Origin of the sequence: Pseudacidovorax intermedius (assembly GCF_003350475.1) — a bacterium.
In the GTDB taxonomy this organism is placed as follows: domain Bacteria; phylum Pseudomonadota; class Gammaproteobacteria; order Burkholderiales; family Burkholderiaceae_C; genus Xenophilus; species Xenophilus intermedius.
Genome location: NZ_QQAV01000005.1, coordinates 207778 through 231043 on the forward strand (window position 1 = coordinate 207778; position 23266 = coordinate 231043).

General features: G+C 71.2%; 23 protein-coding genes. 10 read left to right on the forward strand and 13 right to left on the reverse strand.

Annotation, left to right across the window (positions count from 1 at the left end):
- Positions 1-17 precede the first annotated feature (17 nt).
- The 10 genes from DFR41_RS14905 to DFR41_RS14950 all read right to left on the reverse strand — a co-directional run bounded on the left by DFR41_RS14905 (position 18) and on the right by DFR41_RS14950 (position 9439).
- The gene (locus DFR41_RS14905) at positions 18-506 is read right to left on the reverse strand and encodes a thioredoxin domain-containing protein (RefSeq protein ID WP_114803272.1); all 489 of its coding nucleotides are present in this window, start codon (positions 504-506) and stop codon (positions 18-20) included.
- Positions 503-829: a HypC/HybG/HupF family hydrogenase formation chaperone gene (locus DFR41_RS14910; protein WP_017759532.1), complete on the reverse strand. Its 327-nt coding sequence runs from the start codon at positions 827-829 to the stop codon at positions 503-505. Before DFR41_RS14910 ends, DFR41_RS14905 begins: the two co-directional genes overlap by 4 nt.
- Positions 830-831: 2 nt before the next feature.
- A complete protein-coding gene (locus tag DFR41_RS14915; RefSeq protein WP_043115644.1) occupies positions 832-1509 on the reverse strand; it encodes a HyaD/HybD family hydrogenase maturation endopeptidase in 678 nt (225 codons plus the stop codon).
- A gap of 11 nt (positions 1510-1520) precedes the next feature.
- Positions 1521-1856: a HigA family addiction module antitoxin gene (locus DFR41_RS14920; protein WP_114803273.1), complete on the reverse strand. Its 336-nt coding sequence runs from the start codon at positions 1854-1856 to the stop codon at positions 1521-1523.
- A 7-nt stretch (positions 1857-1863) separates the two neighbouring features.
- A complete protein-coding gene (gene cybH / locus DFR41_RS14925; RefSeq protein WP_114803274.1) occupies positions 1864-2601 on the reverse strand; it encodes a Ni/Fe-hydrogenase, b-type cytochrome subunit in 738 nt (245 codons plus the stop codon).
- A gap of 26 nt (positions 2602-2627) precedes the next feature.
- Positions 2628-3236, reverse strand: coding sequence for a HupE/UreJ family protein (locus tag DFR41_RS14930; RefSeq protein WP_114803275.1), 609 nt, complete (start codon positions 3234-3236; stop codon positions 2628-2630).
- Positions 3237-3260: 24 nt separating this feature from the next.
- Positions 3261-5117, reverse strand: coding sequence for a nickel-dependent hydrogenase large subunit (locus tag DFR41_RS14935; protein ID WP_114803276.1), 1857 nt, complete (start codon positions 5115-5117; stop codon positions 3261-3263).
- 17 nt (positions 5118-5134) lie between these two features.
- The gene (locus tag DFR41_RS14940) at positions 5135-6223 is read right to left on the reverse strand and encodes a hydrogenase small subunit (RefSeq protein ID WP_017758695.1); all 1089 of its coding nucleotides are present in this window, start codon (positions 6221-6223) and stop codon (positions 5135-5137) included.
- A 232-nt stretch (positions 6224-6455) separates the two neighbouring features.
- Complete coding sequence (locus DFR41_RS14945) at positions 6456-7757, reverse strand: DUF3422 family protein (RefSeq protein ID WP_017758694.1); 1302 nt, start codon at positions 7755-7757, stop codon at positions 6456-6458.
- Between the two features lie 62 nt (positions 7758-7819).
- On the reverse strand, positions 7820-9439 hold the full coding sequence (locus tag DFR41_RS14950) for a glycosyltransferase family 39 protein (RefSeq protein WP_114803277.1): 1620 nt from the start codon (positions 9437-9439) through the stop codon (positions 7820-7822).
- Positions 9440-9572: 133 nt separating this feature from the next.
- On the opposite strand from DFR41_RS14950, the gene DFR41_RS14955 reads away from it, so the two are divergent.
- The 5 genes from DFR41_RS14955 to DFR41_RS14975 all read left to right on the forward strand — a co-directional run bounded on the left by DFR41_RS14955 (position 9573) and on the right by DFR41_RS14975 (position 15380).
- The gene (locus DFR41_RS14955; RefSeq protein WP_114803278.1) at positions 9573-11021 is read left to right on the forward strand and encodes a sensor histidine kinase; all 1449 of its coding nucleotides are present in this window, start codon (positions 9573-9575) and stop codon (positions 11019-11021) included.
- Positions 11006-12358 (forward strand): sigma-54-dependent transcriptional regulator, encoded by a 1353-nt coding sequence (locus tag DFR41_RS14960; protein ID WP_114803279.1) that lies wholly within the window; start codon positions 11006-11008, stop codon positions 12356-12358. The genes DFR41_RS14955 and DFR41_RS14960 overlap by 16 nt, the downstream gene beginning before the upstream one ends.
- Before the next feature lie 174 nt (positions 12359-12532).
- The gene (locus DFR41_RS14965) at positions 12533-13408 is read left to right on the forward strand and encodes a hypothetical protein (protein WP_211322595.1); all 876 of its coding nucleotides are present in this window, start codon (positions 12533-12535) and stop codon (positions 13406-13408) included.
- 85 nt (positions 13409-13493) lie between these two features.
- Positions 13494-14036: a hypothetical protein gene (locus DFR41_RS14970; RefSeq protein ID WP_114803280.1), complete on the forward strand. Its 543-nt coding sequence runs from the start codon at positions 13494-13496 to the stop codon at positions 14034-14036.
- Positions 14037-14105: 69 nt separating this feature from the next.
- Positions 14106-15380 (forward strand): MFS transporter, encoded by a 1275-nt coding sequence (locus DFR41_RS14975; RefSeq protein WP_244917760.1) that lies wholly within the window; start codon positions 14106-14108, stop codon positions 15378-15380.
- Here the strand turns inward: DFR41_RS14975 and DFR41_RS14980 are convergent.
- Both DFR41_RS14980 and DFR41_RS14985 read right to left on the reverse strand, forming a co-directional pair.
- Positions 15307-15885 (reverse strand): sensor histidine kinase, encoded by a 579-nt coding sequence (locus DFR41_RS14980; protein WP_114803281.1) that lies wholly within the window; start codon positions 15883-15885, stop codon positions 15307-15309. The two genes, DFR41_RS14975 and DFR41_RS14980, sit on opposite strands and share 74 nt — an antisense overlap.
- 33 nt (positions 15886-15918) lie before the next feature.
- Positions 15919-16479 (reverse strand): RsbRD N-terminal domain-containing protein, encoded by a 561-nt coding sequence (locus DFR41_RS14985; RefSeq protein ID WP_170159379.1) that lies wholly within the window; start codon positions 16477-16479, stop codon positions 15919-15921.
- Positions 16480-16631: 152 nt separating this feature from the next.
- Between DFR41_RS14985 and DFR41_RS14990 the strand changes: the two genes are divergently transcribed.
- The 5 genes from DFR41_RS14990 (at position 16632) to DFR41_RS15010 (ending at position 22214) form a co-directional block, all read left to right on the forward strand.
- Entirely contained in the window at positions 16632-17555 is a 924-nt protein-coding gene (locus tag DFR41_RS14990) for a LysR family transcriptional regulator (protein WP_114803283.1), read from the forward strand.
- A 101-nt stretch (positions 17556-17656) separates the two neighbouring features.
- Positions 17657-18673, forward strand: a complete 1017-nt coding sequence (locus DFR41_RS14995; protein ID WP_114803284.1) for an ornithine cyclodeaminase family protein — start codon at positions 17657-17659, stop codon at positions 18671-18673.
- 32 nt (positions 18674-18705) lie between these two features.
- A complete protein-coding gene (locus DFR41_RS15000; protein ID WP_114803285.1) occupies positions 18706-19725 on the forward strand; it encodes a dihydrodipicolinate synthase family protein in 1020 nt (339 codons plus the stop codon).
- Complete coding sequence (locus DFR41_RS15005) at positions 19719-21212, forward strand: NAD-dependent succinate-semialdehyde dehydrogenase (RefSeq protein WP_114803286.1); 1494 nt, start codon at positions 19719-19721, stop codon at positions 21210-21212. Before DFR41_RS15000 ends, DFR41_RS15005 begins: the two co-directional genes overlap by 7 nt.
- Positions 21213-21251: 39 nt before the next feature.
- Positions 21252-22214, forward strand: a complete 963-nt coding sequence (locus DFR41_RS15010; protein ID WP_114803287.1) for a tripartite tricarboxylate transporter substrate-binding protein — start codon at positions 21252-21254, stop codon at positions 22212-22214.
- Positions 22215-22271: 57 nt separating this feature from the next.
- On the opposite strand, the gene DFR41_RS15015 is transcribed toward DFR41_RS15010, so the two are convergent.
- Positions 22272-23258: a Bug family tripartite tricarboxylate transporter substrate binding protein gene (locus tag DFR41_RS15015; RefSeq protein WP_114803288.1), complete on the reverse strand. Its 987-nt coding sequence runs from the start codon at positions 23256-23258 to the stop codon at positions 22272-22274.
- Between the last annotated feature and the right edge of the window lie 8 nt (positions 23259-23266).

Genomic DNA, 23266 nt, shown 5'->3' on the forward strand with positions numbered 1-23266 from the left:
GTCCGCGGTCGAAGGGTTCAGTGGCAGCCGGCGCCATCGGCGGCGGCGGAAACCAGAGGAATGCCGATGCCCGGCGGCCGCGAGACGGGTGCGGCGAGCGCCTCCTCGGTCTTGCGCAGGAAGACGTCCCAGTCGTGCATGCCGGGCAGCGTCGTCACGTACTGGCCGTCGCGCAGGAAGAGCAGCGTCGGCCAGCGCTGTGCGCCATAGCGGCGGGCCACGGCCTCCTCGTTGTGGCGGCGGACGACGCCGATCGCGAAGCGGCCCGGCAGGCTGCGCTGCAGCTCGGGCAGCACGACGGCCACGTCCAGTCCTTCCGGATGGCGCACCGGGTCGCCCGCGAGCAGGACGACCCGGTCGCCACCCTCGGCGGCCCAGGCGTCGAGGGTGTCGGCATCCACCCAGGTGGCGCCGCAGGATTCGGCCAGGCGGCTCACCAGCGGCGAGGTGTCCGGCACGGACTTGGGGGCCTGCACGGGCAGGCTCAGCAGGGATTCGGTGCTCATGGGGTGGTCTCCGTGATGGGGGTGGCGCCCGTCAGCGCGGACAGGTCCGCTGCGCTCAGTTGCGAAGGCAGGGCGAAGGCGGCGTCCAGGCGGGCGCTGCCACCGTTCTGCGCGGCGGCCAGCAGGTCCAGCGTGGCGTTCACTTCCGCGGCGCGTTCCGGCGAGATGCGCTCCTGCGCGCTGTCCAGGAACACGAGCAGCCAGTCGCCGATCCGCGGCTCGCCGATCAGCGCAGTGCGCACGCGGCGGCGCTCGCCGCGGCCCTCGCACAGGGCATGGCCGGGTTCGAGCGCCAGCACCTGCATGGGAATGCCGATGCACATGGTCAGGACACCTCCCGCGTGGGCATGAAGCGCTCGTCGCCGGTGCGGCAGGCCAAGTCTTCGCCCGGCCGCTGCGACTCGTAGCGGCCGAGGGCCAGTTCGGCGAAGGTGACGCTCTCGACCTCGCTCAGCGGCCGCTGCCGCGGCGCGGGCTGTGCGCCCCAGCGGCGCAGCGTGTCCACGCCGAGCGCGAGCGCGTCCTCCAGCGCCTGCCGCACCACCGGGCGCAGGCTGCCGCCGTAGTCCTCGATCTCCTCGGGCTGGCAGCCGACCAGCAGCACCTCTTGCGGGTACTTCTCGGTCAGCAGGGCCAGCATCAGCACTTCCTGGAAGCCGGTCTGGTGCAGGCTCATCTTCTTGGCGCCCATGAAGCGGGGCACGTCCTCGTTCTCGACCCGCCGGAGTTCGCCCGGCGCCAGGCCGTAGTCGATGGCGTCGAAGATCAGCAGCCGGCCGGCCTGCTGCACATGCTGCACCAGGTACAGGCCCTGGGTGCCGCCGTCGATGAGCTGCACGTGGGATGCGAATTCGTAGCGCTGCTGCAGGGCCTCGACGCAGCGCACGCCGAAGCCTTCGTCGGCCCAGAGCACGTTGCCGATGCCCAGCACGCAGATCGTCTCGGGCCTGTCACCCGAGGGGTGACAGGCGTTTTCGGGCGCAGTGGGGCGTAGCGGGTCCATGGCGGGGCGGATCAGGAGTGGGTGCCCGGGCGCGACTGGGCGCGCATCTGCTTCCAGAGGTGGAAGCTGTCCCAGGCGGACTGCATGGCGAGCAGGAAGGCGGTGTCGCTGCCGAACACCAGGGCGCAGCGCAGGGCCGTGTCGGGCGACACGGCGCGCTGGCCATGCACGATCTCGTGCAGGCGCCGCCGCGACATGCCCAGGCGCCGCGCAGCGTCGCTCTGGTTGATGGCCAGCGGCGCGAGGTAGTGCCGCTGCAGGAAGCGGCCCGGGTGGGTCGGCAGGCGCACCGGCACGCCCGCAGGCGGGCGCTGCGGCAACGGGTCGGTGCGCTGCACGAGGCTCATGGGCTGTTCAGTCCTTGAACGTCCGGTGGCCGGAGATCATGGTGCTCACCACGCTGGAGCGGCCCATGATGTCTTCGCGGATGGCCGCGTAGATGTGCAGGATGATGAAGCAGACCAGCGCCCACATGCCCACGTGGTGCCAGGTGTGCACGTCCTGCGACTGGCCGAACAGCGGGATCACCCAGCCGAACAGCCGGTCCTGCCAGGAGTCGCGCTGCGCGCCTTCGGCATACAGCGCGAAGCCGGTGACGATCATGAACAGCGTCAGCAGCAGGAAGCCGAAGAACATCGCGAAGCGCGCCAGCGGGTTGTGGCCCACATAGCGCCCGGGCCGGGCGGCCACGAAGGCATACCACTTGACCATGCCCCACATCTCGGCCCAGTAGGCGCGCTGGAACAGCGGCACCCAGAAGAGCTCGCGGGCATGGTGGTTGCCCACCAGCGCCCAGTAGAGGCGGCCGATCAGCCCGACCGCCAGCACATAGCCGGCCGCGAAGTGGGCGAAGCGGATGTAGCCCATCAGGTAGTTGGCGCTGGCCTCGCCGGGCTGCGTGGGCAGCGGCGAGCCGATGAAGTAGCCCGTCAGCGCCAGCACGGTGATGGCCGCGGCGTTGACCCAGTGCCAGATGCGCACCGGCGCTTCGTAGACGTAGACCGACTTGATCGAGCGTGCAGCGGCGACCTCGCCGGCATCGGTGATGTCGTCGCGCGAGAGGCCGTGATGGGAGGTGCTGGTGGGGGACATGGCAGCGTCCTTCCGCGGTGGCCGGCTCAGAGGCGCCCGGCCAGCAGCACCAGGCCGCTCAGGCCCATCAGGCCCGCGGCCGTGCGCCACGCCCAGCCGCGACCCGCCTGCAGCCAGCTGCCGGCGGCAAGACCGGCACCGTGCAGCAGGGCCGAGGCCGTCATGAAGCCGATCGCATAGCCGGCGAAGGAGTGGCCCGCGCGCAGCTCGGCGCCGTGCGCCATGCCGTGCAGCAATGCGGCCAAGCCCACCAGCGCCAGGCCCGCGGGGATGGGCAGCTGCAGCGTCGTCGAGCGGGCCGCGATCATCAGCGCACCCAGGGCGACCACGCTCAGCGCGACACCAACTTCCACGCCCGGCAACTGCACGCCGAACTGCGGCAGCGCCGCGCCCACGAGCAGCATCGCCAGGAAGACGGCCGGCCCGGCCAGCCGCCGCCCCGCCGGCAGCGCCGCCGCCGACCACAGGCCCACGGCCAGCATGGCCAGCAGGTGGTCGAAGCCGGAGAAGGGATGGGCCAAGCCATCGACGAAGCTTTCCGTGCCGTGTCCCGGGTGGGCCTGGGCGGCACCGGCCGCCAGCAGGGCCAGCACGGCCAGACCGCCGCGGCAGGCCTTCGTGTTCGAGCGTTGCATGGTATGTCTCCTGTTCTTGTGGGGTCAGCGCACCTTGACGGTGGTGAGTTCTTGGCCGTCTGGGCTCATCACATGCGTGGAGCAGGCCAGGCACGGGTCAAAGGAATGCAGGGTGCGCAGGATCTCCACCGGCTGCTCCGGGTTGACCATGGGCGTGTTCATCAGGCTGGCCTCGAAGGCGCCGATCTGGCCCTTGGTGTCGCGCGGCGAGCCGTTCCAGGTGGTGGGCACCACGCACTGGTAGTTCTCGATGCGGCCGTCCTTGATGCGGATCCAGTGGCCCAGCGCGCCGCGCGGCGCGGCCACCGTGCCGACGCCTTTCGCTTCCTTGGGCCAGGTGGCCGGGTCCCACTTCTCGACGTTGGCGGTGGCCGTGTCGCCGGCCTTGATGTTGCCGATGAGTTCCTGGTAGTCGGCCAGCATCATCTCGCCGCAGTACTGGGATTCCAGTGCACGCGCCAGCGTGCGGCCGATGGTGGTGGGCAGCAGTTGCTTGGCCGTGTAGGCCGTCGTCGGCAGGCCCAGGGCCTTGGGGAAGTCGGTGTTGATGATGCGTGCGGAGCTCTCGACCTGCTCCTTCACGCGCTGGGAGTACTTGTGGCCCTTGAGCGCATGCGCATAGCCCAGGATGTAACGCGACAGCGGCCCCACCTCCACCGCGTGGCCGCGCCAGCGCGGCGACTTGATCCAGGAGTACTTGGCGCTTTCGTCCAGCTCCTGGATGTGGGTGCGGGTGCCCTTGGTGCCCGCGCCGAGCTGGTAGTTGGGCTCGGTGACGCCGTCCCAGGGATGCAGGCCCTTGGTCTCGTCGGCGTACTTGTACCAACTGTGGGCCACGAACTCCTGCACCTGCTCGGGGTCGCGCGGGTCCACCGGCAGGATCTCGTCCCAGTGGCCGCCGATGATGGCGCCGCCCGGCAGTTGCTGGGTGGCGGCCTGGCCCATGACCTTCTCGTAGGTGCCGTAGTCCATCACGTTGGTGGCCGACAGGCCCCCGCCGTGCAGCCAGCCCGCCTGCTTGTAGAGCGTGCCGATGGCCAGTACATCCGGGATGTAGACGTTGTTGTTGAACTCGATCATTTCCCGGATGCGGGCCTCGACGAAGTTCAGGCGCTCCATGTTGATCGGCGCGCCCGCGGCGCCCGTGCCGTCGAGGTTGATCGCGCAGGGCACGCCGCCGACCAGGTAGTTGGGGTGCGGGTTCTTGCCGCCGAAGATGGTGTGCACCTTGACCCATTCCTTCTGCAGGTCCAGCGCCTCCAGGTAGTGGGTCACGGCCATCAGGTTGGCCTCGGGTGGCAGCACATAGGCCTTGCTGCCCCAGTAGCCGTTCATGAAGGGGCCGAGCTGGCCGCTCTCGACGAACTTCTTCAGCCGGTTCTGGATGTCGCGGAAGTAGCCGGGCGAGGACAGCGGATGCGAGGGCGACACCGTCTGCTGCAGCTCGCTGGTCTTCCTGGGGTCGGCCTTGAGCGCGGAGACCACGTCCACCCAGTCCAGCGCATGCAGGTGATAGAAGTGCACGGCATGGTCGTGCACCTGCAGCGTCTTGGCCATGATCTCGCGGATCAGGTAGGCGTTCTTGGGGATGGTGATGCCCAGGGCGTCTTCCACCGCCCGGACCGAGGTCAGCGCATGGCAGCCGGTGCACACGCCGCAGATGCGCTCCACGAAGGCCCAGGCATCGCGCGGGTCGCGGCCCTTGAGGATGACCTCCAGACCGCGCCACATCGTGCCGGTGGAGACGGCGTTGCGGATCACGTTGTTGCTGTCGACGTTGACCTCGCAGCGCATGTGGCCCTCGATGCGGGTCACCGGGTCGACGACGATGCGCCGCCCGGAGTTGTCCATCTTGAAGCCTTGAGTTTCGTAGGCACCCATGTCGTGTCGTCTCCGTCTCAGACCCTGGAGGTCGTGTCCTTGTCCTGCTCGCGCTTCTGCGCCGCGCGCTTGATGGCCGAGGCGGCCGCGTGGGCCACCGCGGCGGCCCCCACCACGCTGGCAGCCGTGGCGCCGACCTTGTCGGCGTTGGCCTCAATGCCGAACTGGTGGATGTCGGTCAGCCGGTTGTAGAACGAGCCCTTATCCCAGAAGCCGTCCTCCGAGCAGCCGATGCAGCCATGGCCGGCCTTGATCGGGAAGCTGGTGCCCTCGTTCCACATCACCGTGGAGCAGGCGTTGTAGGTGGTGGGGCCCTTGCAGCCGACCTTGTAGAGACAGTAGCCCTTGCGCGCGGACTCGTCGTCGAAGGCCTCGACGAACTGACCCGCGTCGAAGTGCGGCCGCCGATAGCACTTGTCGTGGATGCGCTGGCTGTAGAACATCTTCGGGCGGCCCTGGCGGTCCAGCTCGGGGATGCGGTCGAAGGTCAGCATGTAGGTGATCACGCCCGTCATCACCTCGGCAATCGGCGGGCAGCCCGGCACCTTGATGATGGGCTTGTCGAAGATGACCTTGTGGACGGGTGTGGCCTGCGTGGGGTTGGGCTTGGCGGCCTGCACGCAGCCCCAGCTCGCGCAGGAACCCCAGCTGATGATGGCCTTGGCATCCTTGGCGACGTGCTTCAACTGGTCGATGAAGGGCTTGCCGCCGATGATGCAGCTCATGCCGTCCTGGTTGAGCGGGGGGTTGCCCTCCACGGCCAGGATGTAGTTGCCCTTGTACTTGGTCATGATCTCTTCGAGGATGGCCTCGGCCTGGTGGCCGGCGGCGGCCATCAGCGTGTCGTCGTAGTCCAGCGAGATCATGGACAGCACCACGTCCTTGGCGAGCGGGTGCGCGGAGCGGATGAAGGACTCGGAGCAGCAGGTGCACTCCAGCCCGTGCAGCCACAGCACCGGTGTGCGTGGCTTGGTCTCCATGGCATGGGCGATCTGCGGCACGAAGGCGGGGCCGAGGCCGAGCGACGTGGCGGTGAGCGAGCAGTACTTCAGCAGGCTGCGGCGCGAGATGCCTTGCCGGCGCATGACCTCGTAGAAGGTTTCCATCTGGGCTTGTCTCCTTGACCTGTGCGGCCTCGTCGTGGGACCGCTCCTCGGCGGCCCCAGGCTTCTTACAAGTCGCGCGCCAGTTCCCGGTCGCTCAGGGAAAACACCGAACGAGGGCGCTTAAGTCGTTGCCACGGCTTGACTTGAAGCCGCGCCCGCGGCGTTGAAACCGGACGCTGCCGAAAGCCGCGCTTCCAGTTCTCGGTCCACACTGGAAGGCCGGCGTCCAGCGTCAATGCGCCGACGCGAGGTGGCGCCGCAGCCGCCGCAGGTTCCACATCACCACCCCGACCACCACCGGCACCAGGGCGCCGACCAGCCAGACCTCGTTGATGCCGGCCGCTTTGGCAAGCGGCTTGAGGGCATAGCCGGCCAGGCCCACGCCGTAGTAGCTCATCGCGATGACGGACAGGCCTTCCACCGTCTCCTGCAGCCGCAGCTGCATGCCCTGGCGCCGGTCCAGCGAGGCCAGCAGGGCCTGGTTCTGCCGCTCACGCTCCACCTCGGAACGGGTCTGCAGCAGCTGCGCCGCGCGGGCGATGCGCCCGGACAGTTCCGCCTGGCGCGCAGCCGTCGCTGCGCAACTGTCGACGGCGGGGCGGAAGCGCCGGTCCAGGAATTCGGACAAGGGCTGGAGCCCGGGCAGCAGCACCTCGCGCAGCTCCGCCATGCGGCGGTCCACGATGCCGCTGTAGGCCCGCGTGGCGGAGAAGCGGGCCCCGTGATCGGCCAGCGCCTGCTCCACGCGTGCGGCCAGGCTCACCAGTTCTGCGAGCAGGGCCTCGTCGCCTTCCGCGGCGCCACGGAAGCGCTCCATCAGCGAGGCGAGCTGGGACTCCTCCGCGCCCAGCTCTCCCATGCGGCGCGCGGCCAGCGGCAGGCTCAGCAGGGCCATCATGCGGTAGGTGTCGATCTCCACCAGCCGCTGCACGGTGCGGCCCGCGCGGCGGCGGTTGAGCCGGTGGTCGAACACCAGGAAGCGGGTCACACCCTCCACGGTCCGCAGGTCGGTCATCACGGTGGCGGCGCCATCGGCGATGCGGTTGCCGACGACCGGCTCGCCGCCGAACAGCGGCGCCACCTCGCGCACATGCGGTGGTTCGCCCGCGCAGGGCTGCAGCGCCACCAGCGTGGCCGACACCATCTCGCCCGGCAGCCGTGCCAGCCAGCCCGATGGCAGCACATCCAGCCAGCCGGTGTCGAAGGTGCCGCCCCTGCCGTGTTCCCCGCGCTCGCAGAAGATGCTCAGGCTGAAGAACTCGGTATGCCGCTCCCACTTGATGCGCAGGCCGCGCCATTGCAGGCGGACGTGGGTCGTGCCCATGGCATCCGGCGCCGCCGGGTCCAGCTCGGCCAGGTGGGCCAGGCATTGCGCGTCCTGCGCGACACCGGCCCGCAGTGTGGCCACCGACAGTACCCGGCCCGGGCTCGCCAGCGTCTCGAAGGGCCGCGCGTGGAGTTCGTCGGCCAGGCGTTGGCGCTGCGGCAGTTCGCGCGGAAGGGGCAGTGTCTGCGTGGAGGGCAGGAGGCTCATGGCGCCTTCTGCCGCACATTGCGTGCCTGCCGCGCAGGCCGCCTCTTGCGCGGACGGGCGGCTCAGCGGCTCTGGGCCGGGTCGGCGGCGCAGCGATCGCCGGCCGCCGCCTGCTCATGCGGCAGCGCGAGGCCCCATCGCATGGACACCGTTCGCGTGCTGCCCTGCGCCCACGGCAGCTCGATGCGGCCCTGGCAGTCCGTCTGCGCCAGCCGCGTCTCCAGCGTGGGCCATTCGGACTGGAAGGGCCGCGTGTCCAGGATCACCACCATGCCACCCTCGCGTTCCAGCGCACCGGGCGCGATCCAGGGCGAGGTGCGTTCCTCGCCGTCGATCCACAGCTGCACCGGTGGGCCCAGCTTCAGCGCCACCGCGCCGGCGAACCAGGTGTCGCCCACCAGCAGGGGCAGCGGCCGGTCGGGCACATGGGCATGCCAGACGGCCTGCAGCCGGTCCGCGATCTGCTGCGAGGGCAGGCTGCCGCGCGTGATGTGGCCCCGGCGCGCCTCGCCGCCGCCCTCGGCCCAGGCGCCGCCGATGGCGCCCACCGCGTGGAAGAGGCCGGCGGCGGCGAGCAGCACCGCCCAGCGTCGCGGGCGCCAGTGCTCGGCATCGAGCCCCGGCACGCGCATCGCCAGCCACAGCGGCAGGGGCAGGAAGAAGGTGGTGAACCAGTGGCCGTGCGCCTTGGTGCCCAGGAGGGTGATGGCAGCGAGCACCAGCACCACCGGACCGAAGGCCGCCCAGGCCAGGAAGCGCCGATCCTCGGCCCGGAGCGCGTCGGACGCCGCTGTCCCGGTCGAAGCCGGGGGCGCGCTGGCCCTCGGCCGCAGCACGAAGGCCAGGGCCACCACCACCAGCATCGGCAGCAGCCGGCCGACCTGCATGCCCAGCTGCTGGCGCAGCTGCAGGGTGCGGTGGTGCCGGTTTCCGTGGCCTTCGACCGAGGCGGCGGCGTAACCCAGGGTCTGGTCGGTGTGGGTCAGGGCCCAGTAGAGGTGGGGCGACAGCAGCACCAGGGCCACGGCCGCCGCCAGCGTCAGGCCGCGCCAGATGCGCGGCTCACGCCAGCGACCGGCCTGCATCAGCAGCAGGGCGCCCACCGCGAACTGCACCACGGCGCTGTATTTGGTCAGCAGCGAGAGCGCGGCAAACACCCCCAGTGCGATCCAGTGCCGCGCGCGGGCGTCGCTGCGGCACAGCGTGCGCCACAGCATCCACCAGTAGCCGGCCAGGGGCAGCAACTGCACGGTGTTGTGGTTGAAGACGACGGTGCGCGGCAGGTGGTAGGCCACCAGCGACGCCAGCACCACCGCCAGCAGGGCCCGCTGCGGCGGCATGCATTCGCGCGCCCAGCGCCACAACAGGTACAGCGCGCCGGCCCCGCAGCCCACGCCCGCCACGTAGGTCAGCCAGGGCTCGGAGCCGGCCAGGCGCACCAGCACCGCCATGATCCAGGTCGGCAGCGGCGGGTGCTTGTAGTAACCCCACTGGAAACGCTGGGCCCAGAACAGCTCTTCCACGTTGTCCCACGGCGGCGACTGGTAGGCGAGCACCGGCGGCAGCGCCCACAGCAGTACGAGCATGGCCAGCACCAGCGCCAAGGCGCCGCGCGGGAGTACCTCGCGGGCAGGAATGGCAGGGGCCGTGGGACGGGCGGCAAAGACCGGGAGGGACGACATGGGCAGCGGTTTGTACGACGTTCCGCCTCACCAGCGTCTGACGCACCCGGAGGATGTAGGGCCATTCCGGGTACTTGTAGGCCTCGCGCATACTGGCCCGCCTTTTCCCTGTGCCACCCCGCCCTGCCCCTTGATGAGATCGCTTCGCCTGCAACTTGCCGTGTTCTGGGCGCTGCTCATCGCCATCTGCCTGCTGCTCGGCGTGGTGCTGCTCGGGCTGTACCGCCTGAGCCCCGCCATGCAGATGAAGGTGGGCCGCGCCCGGGTCGAGCAGGCCTGCGGGCAGCTGGCCCAGCGCTACGCCCAGTCGGCCCCGCCCGCGCCCGTGCTGCAGACGGACCTCGCGCGCGTGCTGCTGCAACTGGTGCTGACCGAGGCGCCCTATGTGGAAGGTGGCGTGTGGAGCCGGGACGGCGGCATGCTGGGCTATGCCTATCCCACCTACGAGGGCGGCGGCGTGAAGACCGACGTGCCGCCTGCGGAGCGTCCGCTGCTCGAACAGCTGGCGCGCCAGGCGGTGGACACCGGCCGCGCCCAGACCCAGCAGGTGCGCGGCAGCCGCGAGTTGCTGATCGTGGCCGCCTGCCCCTTGAACGTGGGTGGCGCATCGGCCTGGACCATGACGCGCACCCAGCTCGGGGCGGTAGCGGCCGAAGGCGGCCTGCGGGCCGGCATCGCCGCGCTGGTGGCGGCCATCGTCTTCTCGGGGCTGTGGCTGGGCTGGCTGCTCTACCGTGGCCAGGCGCGGCTGCGGCGGCTCGAAGGCGCCCTGGCGGCGGCGCCCGCCGATGCCATGCCGCGGCTGCCGCGCACCGGCCTGGACGAGCTGGATCGCATCGTCGCCAGCTACAACGGCTTCGCCGGCCGCTTCGAGGAAGCCCGCGCTGCCGCCCGCGAGGCGCAGGCCCAGCGCAGCCGCGACATGCGCCTGGCGGCCCTGGGCCGCATGAGCTCGGCCGTGGCCCACGAGATTCGCAACCCCATCGCCGCCATGCGCCTGAAGGCCGAGAACGCGCTGGCCGGCGACACGCCGGCACAGGGCCGCGCGCTGCAGACCATCGTCGGCCAGATCGACCGGCTCGATGCCGTGGTGCAGAGCCTGCTGGCCCTGGTGCAGCCGCTGGAGCTCAAGCCACAGCCGGTCGACCTGCCCGCCTGGCTGGACGAGCGCCTGGCCGCGGCCAGCGCCGGTGCCGCGTCCCGTCAGGTACGGCTGGTGCTGATCGAAGGCGCCCCGGACCACGTCGTCTTCGATCCCATGCACTTGGCCCGCGCCGTCGACAACCTGCTGGACAACGCCGTGCGCCATGCCCGCAGTCCCGGCGGCCAAGTGCAGCTTGCAGCCCGCCATGACGCCGACCGTGGCCAGCTCGTCCTGACCGTCAGCGACGACGGCGAGGGCGTGCCGGAGGCGCTGCGCGGCCGCCTCTTCGAACCGTTCGGCACCGGGCGCGCCGACGGTACCGGCCTGGGCCTGGCGCTGGCACGCGAGGTGGCCTTTGCCCACGGTGGCGAGCTGCGCCACGAACCCGGCGCGCCCGGCGCCCGCTTCATCCTGGAGATGCCATGGCAGACCTGCTGATCGTCGATGACGACGCGGCCTTCGCCGATTCGCTGCGCGAGACGCTCGAAAGCCTGGGCCACACGGTGCAGACCGCGTCCAGCGGCGAGGACGGCCTGGCCCTGCTGGGCGCGCGCCGCGTGGACCTGGTCTTCCTCGACCACCGCATGCCCGGCATGGACGGCCTGCAGACGCTGGCCGCCATGAACGCGCGGCTGGCGCGCCGCCCGCCGGTGATCGTGCTCACCGCCCATGCGGGCAGTGCCGGCACCATCGAGGCCATGCGCCTGGGCGCCTTCGACCACTTGGCCAAGCCCGTCGGTCGCGATGCCGTGATCGACGCCGTGCGTCGCGCGCTGGCCTCGGCCACGCCCGCCTCCGCCGCGCCGGCACCCCAGGCCATGGCGGACGACGGCGAGCTGATCGGCGTGAGCGAGGCCATGCGCGAGGTGCACAAGCGCATCGGCCTGGCCGCGGGCAGCCGGGCGCCGGTGCTGGTGATCGGCGAGACGGGCACCGGCAAGGAACTGGTGGCCCGCGCCCTGCACCGCCATTCGGACCGGGCCGATGGGCCCTTCGTCGCCGTCAACTGCGCCGCCATCCCCAAGGACCTGCTGGAGAGCGAGCTCTTCGGGCACGTCAAGGGCGCCTTCACCGGCGCGGTGGCCGAGCGGACCGGCTGCTTCAAGGCGGCGAACGGCGGCGTGCTGCTGCTCGACGAGATCGGCGACATGGCCCTGGAGGTGCAGGCCAAGCTGCTGCGCGTGCTGCAGGAAGGTGAGGTCACGCCCGTGGGAAGCCACCGCGTGCAGAAGGTGGATGTGCGCGTGGTGGCCGCCACCCACCGCGACCTGGCCCAGGCCGTGCGCGATGGCCGCTTCCGCGAAGACCTGCGCTACCGGCTCGACGTGCTACCCATCCGCCTGCCGCCGCTGCGCGAACGGCTGGCGGACATCGTGCCGCTGGCCGAGCATTTCCTGCGGCTGGCGGCCGCGCCGGGCCCGGCCAAGCGGCTGTCGGCCGAGGCGGCCCGCGCCCTGATGGCCTACGACTGGCCCGGCAACGTGCGGGAGTTGCGCAACGCCATGGAGCGCTGCCACGCCTTGCAGCGCGGCGCCGTGATCGCGCAGGTGGACCTGCCCGCAAGCGGCACACCCGCGGGTGAGGCGGCGGATGCCGAGGGCCTGTCCCCCGACTGGTACGACGCAACCCTGCCCGAGGCGGTGGAGCGCCTGGAGAAGCTGCTGCTGCAGCATGCCCTGGCCGCGGCAGGCGGAAACCGGTCGATGGCAGCCCGGCAGCTGGGCATCCACCGGCAGCTGCTCTATACCAAGCTGGCGCAGTACGGCCTGGAGTGAGCGCGGGCGCTCCGGCACCGGAGCGTCCCTCGCGCTGTCGTGTTCGCGGACAACCCTTGTCCGCTGCGCAGCCAAGCGCAGCGCTGGAGCGACGGCCAAGTCGTTGATTTGAAAGGGAAGCGCCGCTGGCACGGGTTTTGGAACTGGTCAGGCATCCGTCAACAGGAGCACGCCATGACCTTGACCCGACTTCCCCTTCGCGCCGGCCTGCTGGCCGGCCTGATCGCCGCCTCCGGCATCGCCGGTGCCCAGCCGGCGCCGCAGCCCCCCGAGCCCACCGCGCCCGTCTTTCCGATGACCGACGCCGCCCCGCGCCCGATGGGCGCGCCGCGGGCGCAGGGGGCCTTGCCCGCGCCGCTGCCGGAAGCACGCCCCGGCCCGATGGCGGCCCCGCTGCCCGAGCCGCGGCCGATGCCGGTCGCCGGTCCGCTGGGCATCCAGCCCATGGCGCAGGCCAGCGTCTCCGGCACCCTGGCACGCTGGCTGATCAACCCCAACGGCGAGGCCGATGGCCTGCTGCTGCAGGACGGCACGCAGATCAGCTTTCCGCCCCACCTGTCGGCCGAGCTGACGGCGATGGTCCGCCCCGGCGAGCGCATCGACGTCACCGGCTTGCGTGCGACGGATGGCGCGCCCATCCAGGCGCAGCAGATCGGCGCGCGCGGCCGCATGGTGGTCGACCAGCCCCCGGCCCCCGGTGCGGTGCCGCCCGCACCGCGTCCGATGGGCGCCCTGGCCGCGATGAACGCCGGCGGCCGCATCGTCCGCGTGCTCGCCACCGGCCGTGGCGACGTCAACGGCGTGCTGCTGGAAGACGGCACCATCGTGCGCTTCCCGCCGCATGTGGGTCGCATGATCAGCGGCCTGCTGCAGCCTGGCGCACCCCTGTATGCGCAGGGTTGGGGCACCCGCGGTCCGCTGGGTGCCGCGCTGGAGGCCACGCGCCTGGGCGCCTCGCCGCAGGCCCTGCAGGACGTGCTCTCCGGCAGCGTGGACATGCCTGCGCCCCGGCCCGGCCCGGTGCCGGGACCGCAGCGCCGGCCGGTCTGAGAGCGTCTGATCCGCGCCCACGCCAACGCGGCGCGGCATGCCTGCGCCGCCATCCCTCTCCCTTTTGCCAAGAACAGGAGCATCCATGCCCCACCATGAAGAAATGATCGACGTCTATGCCGTCGAAGGCCAGTTCCAGCACCTCATCTACAGCCCGCGCGGCGGCTACGAGGGATTGCTGATCGACACCTACGGCATCCCCACCCAGTTCGTGTTCGACAAGCACGACGAGACCGCGGCCGATGCCTTCGCCCACCTCCAGCCCGGGCAGTCCGTGACCGTGGAAGGCAGCCTGCGCCAGCCTTCCGACAAGGGCGAAGGCGACCATGTGGTCTACGACTTCCACCGCCTGAGCCATGTGGCGGGCAAGCCGGTCGAATCCGCACACACCGAAGGCCCGGTGCGCGGGCGGGTGGTGCGCATCAACCATGCGAAGCATGGTGTGCCCAATGGCGTGGTGCTCGACTCCGGCGACTTCGTGCACCTGAAGCCCGAGGGCTTCGCCCTGGCCGGGCTGGAGGTCGGCGACGAGGTCGAGGCCGACGGCCCCTCGCGCCCGCTCGCAGGTGGGCAGGGTCGCGTGATGGAGGCCCGCACCGTCAACGGCCACGCGCTGGCGCCGCGCTGACGCGCGTTCGAGGCGCCCATGTCCAGCCCCCCGACCACGCGAACGATGCCCGGGGCCCCCTCCCTGCGCATGGCGCCCTCTGCCTCCACGGCCACGGCCGGCTCCCTCACGGCCCTGGCCTGGATGGCCTTCTTCCTTGCAGATGTGCGGGATGGCCTGGGGCCCTTCCTGGCCACCTACCTGCAGAGCCAGCAGGTGGACCAGGCGCTGATCGGCGCGACCCTGACCGCTGGCGGCTTGGCCGCCGTGGTGATGACACCGCTGGCCGGCGCGTGGGTGGACCGCTCGGCCGCCAAGCGCCTGCTGCTCGGCGTCGCCGTGGTGCTGGTGCTCCTGGGCAGCGCCTTCGCCTTCACCACACGCTCGCCGGCGCTGCTGATCGCGTCGCAGGCGGTGGCCGGCGCGGCAGGGGCCCTGCTCGCCGCTGCGCTGGCCGGCCTCACGCTTGGCCTGGCGCGGCAGGAAGGCCTGCGCAGCCAGACAGGCCGCAACGAGGCCTGGAGCCATGCGGGCAACATCGTCTCGGCGCTCGGCGCCGGCGTGGTGGCTCACCTGTTCGGGGCGCCCTGGATGATGGCCGTGATGCTGGCCATGTCGGTGGGCGCGCTGCTGTGCGTGGTGGCCATCCGGGCTGGTGACATCGACCATGCGGCCGCGCGCGGCGTCGACGCGGCCCCGCGCTCGGAAGGCCGGCCAACGTCGCCTGCGGCGCCGGAAGGCTTCGGCGACCTGCTGCGCCACAAGGCCTTGTGGCTTTTCGCGCTGACCTGCGCCCTCTTCCACCTGGGCAATGCCGCGATGCTGCCCTTGCTCAACCAGCGGCTGGCGGCGACCCAGCCGGATGCGGCGCCGCTGCTGTGGACCGGCGTGGCCATCGTGGTGGCGCAGCTCACCATGGTGCCGGTGGCGCTGTGGGTGTCGCGCAGCCGGCGCTGGGACCTGTCGGCCTTCATCTATCTCGCGATCCTGATCCTGCCGGTTCGCGGCCTGCTGGCCTGGGCCTTTCCGAGCGTGTGGGCCAACCTGCCGGTGCAGGTGCTGGACGGCATCGCCGCCGGTGCGCTGGGCGTGGCCACGCCGCTGATGGTCGAGCGCTATGTGCGCGGCTCCGGCCGCTACAACCTGGCGCTGGGCCTGGTGCTCACCTGCCAGGGCGTCGGTGCGGCGCTGAGTGCCGGGGTGGCCAACGGTGTGGTCGGACGCGAGGGGCACTTCGGCCTGGCATTCGCGGTGCTGGCCGGCTGTGCGTTGTTGGCGTTGCCGATCTTCGTCATGGCGCAGCGCGCTGCGGGCCGGGTGCCAGCGCCAGCGCCGCTTCGGGCGCGGTCTCGCGTGGCAGCGTGAAGCGGAAGGTGGTGCCCTGCGCGTCGGAGGCCACCTCGATGGTGCCCCCGTGCGCGAGCACGATCTGGCGGCAGATGTAGAGCCCCAGGCCGATGCTGCCCTTGTGCGGCGGCAGCCGGCCACCGGCGCCGCGTGTGAGCGGGTCGAAGATGCGCGCCCGCAGTTCCTTCGGGATGGCCGGTCCTTCGTTGTGCACCGACACCCGCACCTCGGCGGCCAAGCCCTGCAGCCGCACGGTGATCGGCCGCTCGGCGCGGCCGTGCTGCACGGCATTGCCGCCCAGGTTGGAGATCACCTGCGCCAGGCGGCCGGCGTCCCAGTCGCCGTTGAGGTCCCCGTCGCGCTCCAGGACGAAGGTGGATGCCGGGTGATAGGCCTCCAGCTCGTCGATCACATGGCGGGCGACGGGGCCGAGGTCGGTGCGCTGGCGGTGCAGGGTCAGGGCGCGGCCCAGGCGGGTCTGGGTGAAGTCCAGCAGCTGGTCCAGCATCTGGCGCAGCCGCACGCAGCTGCTGTAGATGCGCGCGGAGACCTTGGTTTAGACGGGCGACAGGTGGTCGTCCTTGAGCAGCACCTGCGAGCCCGACATGATCGCGCCCAGCGGCGAGCGCATGTCGTGGCCCAGCACGCCGAGGAACAGGTCGCGGCCGTGGTGAAGCTGGTCCTCCACCGAGTTGGCCGACACATTCAGGGCTTCGTCGATGGCCTCGTTGAAGCGCACGATCTCTTCGGCGTCCGTCGCCTCGTTGGCGCCCTTCTCGGCCCACAGCCGCATGACGCTGGCACGCGCCGCGCGGTACTCGGCAATCAGGGCCAGCAGCGAGAACCCCTGCGCCAACCGGGCATCCGCATGCACCAGCGCATGCCGCGTGATCGCCTCGGAGTTGCCAGGCCGCAGCCCATGCGACTTGTCGCGCTGGGCCTTCTCGGATTGGATCTTCTCCATGTCGTCCGCGATGGCGCTGAACAGCTTGCCGGCGCTGTCGCGCAGATCGTCCCGGCTGAGCACCTGTGCGGCCTTGATCTGCGCCGACGCATAGCTGGCCCATTCGTCGACCAGGCGCTCCCGGTAAGTACGGATGAGGTCGGACAGGCTCATGCAGGGCTCCTTCCAGCAGGCAGGGTGACGCACTGCCCGGCACGGCCGAGCGGTAGGCGACACCGTGCGGCGAGCATGGCGCACCGACATCCAGCTCCAAGGCTGGCCTTTTGTAGGCGAATACGGATGGCGCGGGTGCGCACAATCCCGGCATGGCCGCAGCAACCCCCACCATCCTGGACGCCAAATGGCAGCTCTTCGTCAAGATCGCCCAGGCCGGCAGCGTCACGGGCGCTGCCGTCGCGCTGGACATGCCGGCCTCGGTGGTCAGCCGCACCCTTGCCCAGCTGGAGGCGGATGCCGGGGCCCGGCTGTTCCGGCGCACCGGCCGCGGCGTGGTGCTGACCGAGTTCGGCGAGCAGGTGCGCCCGCGCATCGAGGCGCTGCTGCGCGACGCGGCGCAACTCGCCGACGAGATGCGCACCCGCAGCGGACTGCCGATGGGCGACGTGCGCTTCGGCCTGCTGCCCTCCACCGTGGCCGTGCTGGCCGGGCCGCTGTTCACCGAGGTGCGTCGGCGATGGCCCGAGGTGCGCCTGCACCTGACCGAGGGCGCCAGCGGCCAGCTGGAGGAGTGGCTGGGCCAGGGCCGGCTCGACATGGCCACGCTGCTGCGCGAGACCGACACGCCGGACGACGCCACCGAGCCCGTGCTTGCGCGGCTGCACCTGAACCTCGTGATGCCGCGCCAGCATCCGCTGGCCGGGCGCAAGACCGTCTCCTTCGATGAGCTGGCCGGTCTGCCGCTGGTGCTGCCGAGCGACCCGCATCCGCTGCGGGCCCGGCTGGTGAAGCTGGCGCGGGACCGTGGCGTCGCGCTGACCTGCGCGCTCGAGGCCGATTCCATCCGGCTCCAGCACCAGATGGTGGCCAGTGGCGGCGGCGTGGCCATCACCGCCGGCACGCTCGACGCGCCGCTCGCGCGCCAGCTTGCCGTGGTGCGCATCGCGCGCCCCACGCTCACCCGCGCGGTCGTACTGGCCGAGACGGCCCAACGGCCGAGCACGCTGGCCACGCGTTCGGTGGCGGCGCTGCTGCGCACGCTGGCGCCGGGTGTGCTGCGGCTGCACGGCTGAGTCTCTCCGCTTTGCGTTTGCGCGAATTCTGCTTTCGCGCCGATGCGCTCGCCTGGGAGGCAGGGGCTCCTTAGCATCGGGTCTCTTTCCAAGGAGACACCATGGGCTCGCCCCACTCAGAAGCGGCTTCTGCGCCGCCGCCGACCCTGTTCCTCAGTGACGAGGACGTGGGCCAACTGGCCGATTGGCCGGCCGCCATCGCCGCCCTGCGCCAGGCCTATGCCCAACCGACCGCACCGGCAGCAGTGCCCCCTCGCTCCATGGCCCGCGGCGACGGCCTCTGGCTGCGGGGACTGAGCGCCGTCTCGCCCACCGGCGCGCACATGGGCTGCAAGCTCATCGCCGCGTCGATGACGGCGCGGTGCGCGAGCTACCTGGTGTCGCTGTTCGACCAGCGCACCACCGCGCTGGCCGCCCTCATCGACGGCAACCGCATCACCGGCATCCGCACCGCCGCGACGGCGGCCCTGGCCGTGGATGCCGCAGCGCCCCGGCGGCCGCTCAGCGTGGCGGTGATCGGTGCGGGCTTCGAGGCGCGGGGCCTGCTGTCGGCACTGGCCGCCGCCCGCGCACTGTCGCGGGTGCGGGTCTACAGCCCCACGCCTCAGCGCCGCAAGGCCTTCGCGGCGGACTTCCACCAGCAACTGTGCGACGACGTGCAGGCCAGCCCCAGTGCCGAAGCGGCCGTGGCCGGCGCGGACGTGGTGCTGTGCGCCGCCCGCAGCCGCGACGAGACACCGGTGCTACAGGGCCGCTGGCTGGACGTCGGCACCACCGTCGTCTCCATCGGCTCCACCCTGCCCGAGCAGCGCGAGGTCGACGCGGACACCGTGGCCCGCAGCGCCTTCATCGTGGCCGACATGCCCGAGGAAGTGGCGCACGACACGGGCGACATGCTGGCCGCCCGGTCGGCCGGCGTGGCCTTCGAGGACCGCCTGCACCCGCTCACCGAACTCGTGGCCGGACGGCTGCCCCGCAAGGCGGAGGACATCGTCCTCTACAAGTCGGTCGGCTCGGCGCTGCAGGACGTCGTCGTGGCCGAGGTGCTGCTCCAACGTGCCCTGGCCAGCGGCCACGGGCAGGCACTGGCGCGGTCCATCGTGCCGGTTGCCAAGTGACGAATCCATTTCCCTTCCACCGGAGACTTTCCATGCCCTCCTATGCCCGCAAAGACGCCCGTGCCTGGGCGCGCGAACACCTGACCGGCTGCTCGGCCGTGACCATTCCCAGTTACTCGGCCGACCTCAAGCGGCTCAACGAAGCCGGCATCCGCCATGACGTGGCCCTGGCGCGCGAGTTGGGCTACCGCTACACCCTGCTGTGCAGCGAGGTGGCCATCACGCCGCAGGAGAACGCCCAGTTCACCGCCTGGGCCCGCGACACCGTGGGCCAGGAGATGGGCCTGTTCTTCCATGCCGCCTTCGGCACGCTGGCCGAGAACATCGAGGCCGTGCAGCTGGCGCAGAAGGCCGGCGCCGACATCGTGCTGCTGTCGTACCCGCCCCAGTTCTGGCCCACGACCGAGCAGGAGATCTACGACTACACCCGAGCCTTCTGCGAGGCGACCGACCTGGCGGTGATGCTCTTTCCCATTCCCCTGTGGGGTTTCGAGCGGGTGCACCCGGCCGGCATGTCGGTGAGCCTGGTGCGCCGGCTGCTCGATGACTGCCCGAACATCGTCGCCATCAAGTCCGAGCAGGGCTTCCCGCTCATCGCCGGGCTGTGCGAGATGTACCGCCACTTCCGCGACGAGGTGGTCATCAGCTGCCCCATCGAGGGCGACGCTATTCCCATGATGAGCCTGATGCAGCTGCAGTTCTCGGGCACCAGCAACACGCAGTGGATGAGCCACTATTACCCGCGCGCCTTCGAGCTGGCCCGTCGCGGCGAATGGGACGCCGCCATGGAGGCCTACTGGCGCGTCGGCCCGGCGCGCAATGCCAATGGCGCCGCTGCACAGACCTACGCGGGCGGCACCGGCGTGCTCAACCGCACGATGTGGAAGTACCAGGATTGGCTGGCCGGCTTCAACGGGGGGCCGCTGCGCGGGCCCGCCATGCGGGTGCCCGACCGGCTGATGAAGATGCTGCGGCAGGGCCTGGTGGCCTCGGGCCTGCCGGTCACGGCCGATGCCGACAGCGCCTTCATGACGGGGCGCCATCCATGCTGAACGCATCGCCCGTTGCATCGCTGCTCCAGGACGCCTGCCTCCTGCGAAGCGCGGCCTTCGTCGATGGCCGCTGGATCGACGAGACGCCCCATGGCCGCTCGGCCGTGCACAACCCGGCCGACGACACGCTGCTCGCCGAGCTGCCGCGGCTGCGCGAGGCCGAGACCGAGGCCGCGATCGAGGCCGCCCAGCGCGCCTTCCTGCGCTGGCGCGCGACCACGGCGCGTGAACGAGCCGATGTGCTGCGGCGCTGGTACGACGGCATGGTGACGCACCGGGAAGACCTCGCGACGCTGATCACGCTCGAAGGCGGCAAGCCGCTGGCCGAGGCGCGTACCGAGGTGGACTATGCGGCCTCCTTCCTGCGCTGGTTCTCCGAAGAGGCGACCCGGGTGGCCGGCGAGGTGCTGGCCGGGCCGCGCACCACGGCCCGCATCGTCACGCTGCGCGAGCCCATCGGCGTTTGCGCGGCCATCACGCCCTGGAACTTCCCCGCGGCCATGATCACCCGCAAGGCAGGACCGGCGCTGGCGGCCGGCTGCACCATGGTGGTCAAGCCCGCGAGCCAGACGCCGCTGACCGCGCTGGCGCTGGCCGAACTGGGCCGGCGCGCCGGCGTGCCCGACGGCGTCTTCAACGTGCTCACCGGCCACGACACGCGGGCCATCGGCGGCGTGCTGTGCACCCATCCGCTGGTGCGCAAGATCACCTTCACCGGCTCCACCGAGGTCGGGCGCCTGCTGCTCGCCCAGGCGGCGGACACCATCAAGAAGTGCTCGATGGAGCTGGGGGGCAACGCGCCCTTCCTGGTCTTCGACGACGCGGACCTGGATGCGGCCGTGGAAGGCGCCGTGGCCGCCAAGTTCCGCAACACCGGCCAGGCCTGCATCAGCGCCAACCGCCTGCTGGTGCAGTCGGGCGTGCACGACGCCTTCGTCGAGCGCCTGGTCCGGCGGGTCGCGCAGCTGCGCGTGGGCCCGGGGCTGGAGGCCGGCTCGCAGCTCGGCCCGCTGATCGACGACGCGGCCGTGGCCAAGGTCGAGGCCCACATTGCCGATGCCTGCGCGCACGGCGCCCATATTGCCCACGGCGGCGGGCGGCATGCGCTGGGCGGTCGCTTCTTCGAGCCCACGGTGCTGGTCGGCGCAACACCGGCAATGGCCGTGGCGCGGGAAGAGACCTTCGGCCCGCTTGCGCCGGTGTTCCGCTTCGACACCGAGCAGGAGGCGCTGCAGATGGCCAATGCCACAGAGTTCGGCCTGGCAGCCTATTTGTACAGTCGCGATGCCGCACGCCTGTGGCGCGTGTCGGCCGGGCTCGAATCGGGCATGGTGGGCATCAACTGCGGCCTCATCTCCAACGAGGTGGCGCCCTTCGGCGGGGTCAAGCAGAGCGGCCTGGGCCGCGAGGGCTCGCGCCACGGCATCGACGAATTCATGGAGATCAAGTACCTCTGCTGGGACGGGCTGGCGCCCGCCGGCGGCTGAGGACGCCATCCCCAGGACAGACAACGACGGAGACACCTCATGACAGCCCACCCCTCCCTCCTCCGCCGCGCGCTGCTGCTCGGCCTCGGCGCCCTGGCCTGCGGGCCGGCTCTGGCCCAGCCGCAGGCGATCAAGATCGTGGTGCCCTTTCCGCCGGGCGGCGTGACCGATGTGGCCGCCCGCGCGCTGGCCGAGCGCATGTCGCGCCTGCTGGGCGAGACGATGATCGTGGAGAACCGCCCCGGCGCCGGCTCGCGCATCGGCATCGACGCCGTGGCACGCGCAACGCCCGACGGGCGCACGCTGCTGTTCACCAACACCAGCTACAGCATCCTGCCCATCGTCGACCCGACGGCGCGCTACGACCCGACGCGGCTGCTCGCGCCCGTGGCAATGGCCGGTACCTACGGCCTGCCGGTGGTGGTGAGCAACAAGCTGCCGGTGACCGACCTGCAGGGCCTGATCGACTATGCCCGCAGCCACCCGGGCAAGCTCAGCTACGGCAGCGCCGGCCAGGGCAGCGGCACCCACTTCGGCGGCGAGTACTTCAAGCTGCTGACCGGAACGAACATGGTGCACGTGCCCTACAAGTCCACCGCGGCGGCGGCGGCCGACGTGGCGGCAGGCCTGCTGGATCTGACCTTCGATGCGGCGTCGAAGGCCTATGCGGACGCAGGCAAGGTGCGCACCATCGCGGTGACCGGCTCACGGCGTGACCCACGCCTGCCCAACATTCCCACGGTGGCCGAGGCCGGGCTGCCCAAATTCACGCTCGACTCCTGGGTCGGGCTGCTGGCCCCGCAGGGCCTGCCGCAGCCACTGACGGAGAAGCTGCAACGCGTAGCGGCCACGGCCCTGGCCGACCCGGGCCTGCGCCGGACCCTGGAAGACCTGGGCCTCAATGCAGCCAGTGGCGAGCCGGGCCAGCTGAGCCGCGCCATTGCCGAGGACATGACGCTCTACCGGCGCATCGTGACCGAGGCCAGGATCCGGATCGAATGAAGGATGCGCGGCGTGTCCCGCTCCGCGCCCCACAGGCCATGGGCCGCCGCCGACCGCTCATTCGGCCGTGATGTGGTTGTCCTTGACCACCTTGGCCCAGGCGCGGGCGTCCTCGTCCAGGAACTTGCGGAAGGCCTCGGGCCCCTCGCCCACGGGCGTGAGACCGTAGTCGAGCAGCTTGGCGCGGAAGGCCGGGTCGGCCATGATCTTCTGCGAGGTGGCCAGCAGCGCGGCCTGGACCGCGTCGGGTGTGGCCTTGGGCACGAAGATGCCATGCCAGGAGTCGCCGACGAAGCCGGGGTACAGCTCCGCGATGGCGGGCACGTCGGGCAGGCCCGCGATGCGCTGCGCGCTGGTCACGCCGAGGGCCCGCACCTTGCCGGCGCGCACTTGCGGAATGGCGCCGGTGCTGGCGTCCAGGGCCACGTCGATGCGACCGGCGATCACGTCGGGCACGAACTGGTCCTTGTAAGGCACATGGGTCATCTTGAGGCCGGCCTGGTTCAGCCACCGTGCCAGGGCGACGTGCGTGCCCTGGCCGATGCCTGCGCTGGCATAGCTGAGCGCATCGGGCCGGGCCTTGGCCTCGCGCACCAGGTCCTGCAGCGTGCGGTACTTCGAATCCACCGAGGTCACCAGCACATAGGGCACCGAGAGGATGCGCGTGACGGGCACGAAGTCCTCGGCCTTGTACGGCAGTTTCTTGTAGACGTAGGGGTTGATCGAGAAGGTGTTGTTGACCGTCCAGAGCAGGGTGTAGCCGTCGGCCGGTGCATTGGCCACGGCCTGGGCGCCGATGATGGTGCTGGCACCCGGGCGGTTCTCGACCACCACCGGCTGGCCCGTGAGGCGGGTGAAGCCCTCGCCCCACAGGCGGGCGATCACGTCGGGCGAGACGCCGGGCGGAAAGGGCACCACCAGCTTGACGGCCTTGGCGGGATAGGGGGACTGGGCCAGTGCCATGCCGCCCGGCAGGCCGGCGGCCAGGAGCGACGCAGCGGCCACGGTGCACAGATGGCGTCGCGAAAGAGAAGAGAAGCGCATGTCGTTTG

Coding starts and splice junctions, on each gene's coding strand:
- DFR41_RS14905 (WP_114803272.1), bottom strand. CDS start 506: ATGAGCACCGAATCCCTGCTGAGCCTGCCCGTGCAGGCCCCCAAGTCC.
- DFR41_RS14910 (WP_017759532.1), bottom strand. CDS start 829: ATGTGCATCGGCATTCCCATGCAGGTGCTGGCGCTCGAACCCGGCCAT.
- DFR41_RS14915 (WP_043115644.1), bottom strand. CDS start 1,509: ATGGACCCGCTACGCCCCACTGCGCCCGAAAACGCCTGTCACCCCTCG.
- DFR41_RS14920 (WP_114803273.1), bottom strand. CDS start 1,856: ATGAGCCTCGTGCAGCGCACCGACCCGTTGCCGCAGCGCCCGCCTGCG.
- cybH (WP_114803274.1), bottom strand. CDS start 2,601: ATGTCCCCCACCAGCACCTCCCATCACGGCCTCTCGCGCGACGACATC.
- DFR41_RS14930 (WP_114803275.1), bottom strand. CDS start 3,236: ATGCAACGCTCGAACACGAAGGCCTGCCGCGGCGGTCTGGCCGTGCTG.
- DFR41_RS14935 (WP_114803276.1), bottom strand. CDS start 5,117: ATGGGTGCCTACGAAACTCAAGGCTTCAAGATGGACAACTCCGGGCGG.
- DFR41_RS14940 (WP_017758695.1), bottom strand. CDS start 6,223: ATGGAAACCTTCTACGAGGTCATGCGCCGGCAAGGCATCTCGCGCCGC.
- DFR41_RS14945 (WP_017758694.1), bottom strand. CDS start 7,757: ATGAGCCTCCTGCCCTCCACGCAGACACTGCCCCTTCCGCGCGAACTG.
- DFR41_RS14950 (WP_114803277.1), bottom strand. CDS start 9,439: ATGTCGTCCCTCCCGGTCTTTGCCGCCCGTCCCACGGCCCCTGCCATT.
- DFR41_RS14955 (WP_114803278.1), top strand. CDS start 9,573: ATGAGATCGCTTCGCCTGCAACTTGCCGTGTTCTGGGCGCTGCTCATC.
- DFR41_RS14960 (WP_114803279.1), top strand. CDS start 11,006: ATGGCAGACCTGCTGATCGTCGATGACGACGCGGCCTTCGCCGATTCG.
- DFR41_RS14965 (WP_211322595.1), top strand. CDS start 12,533: ATGACCTTGACCCGACTTCCCCTTCGCGCCGGCCTGCTGGCCGGCCTG.
- DFR41_RS14970 (WP_114803280.1), top strand. CDS start 13,494: ATGCCCCACCATGAAGAAATGATCGACGTCTATGCCGTCGAAGGCCAG.
- DFR41_RS14975 (WP_244917760.1), top strand. CDS start 14,106: ATGGCGCCCTCTGCCTCCACGGCCACGGCCGGCTCCCTCACGGCCCTG.
- DFR41_RS14985 (WP_170159379.1), bottom strand. CDS start 16,479: ATGAGCCTGTCCGACCTCATCCGTACTTACCGGGAGCGCCTGGTCGAC.
- DFR41_RS14990 (WP_114803283.1), top strand. CDS start 16,632: ATGGCCGCAGCAACCCCCACCATCCTGGACGCCAAATGGCAGCTCTTC.
- DFR41_RS14995 (WP_114803284.1), top strand. CDS start 17,657: ATGGGCTCGCCCCACTCAGAAGCGGCTTCTGCGCCGCCGCCGACCCTG.
- DFR41_RS15000 (WP_114803285.1), top strand. CDS start 18,706: ATGCCCTCCTATGCCCGCAAAGACGCCCGTGCCTGGGCGCGCGAACAC.
- DFR41_RS15005 (WP_114803286.1), top strand. CDS start 19,719: ATGCTGAACGCATCGCCCGTTGCATCGCTGCTCCAGGACGCCTGCCTC.
- DFR41_RS15010 (WP_114803287.1), top strand. CDS start 21,252: ATGACAGCCCACCCCTCCCTCCTCCGCCGCGCGCTGCTGCTCGGCCTC.
- DFR41_RS15015 (WP_114803288.1), bottom strand. CDS start 23,258: ATGCGCTTCTCTTCTCTTTCGCGACGCCATCTGTGCACCGTGGCCGCT.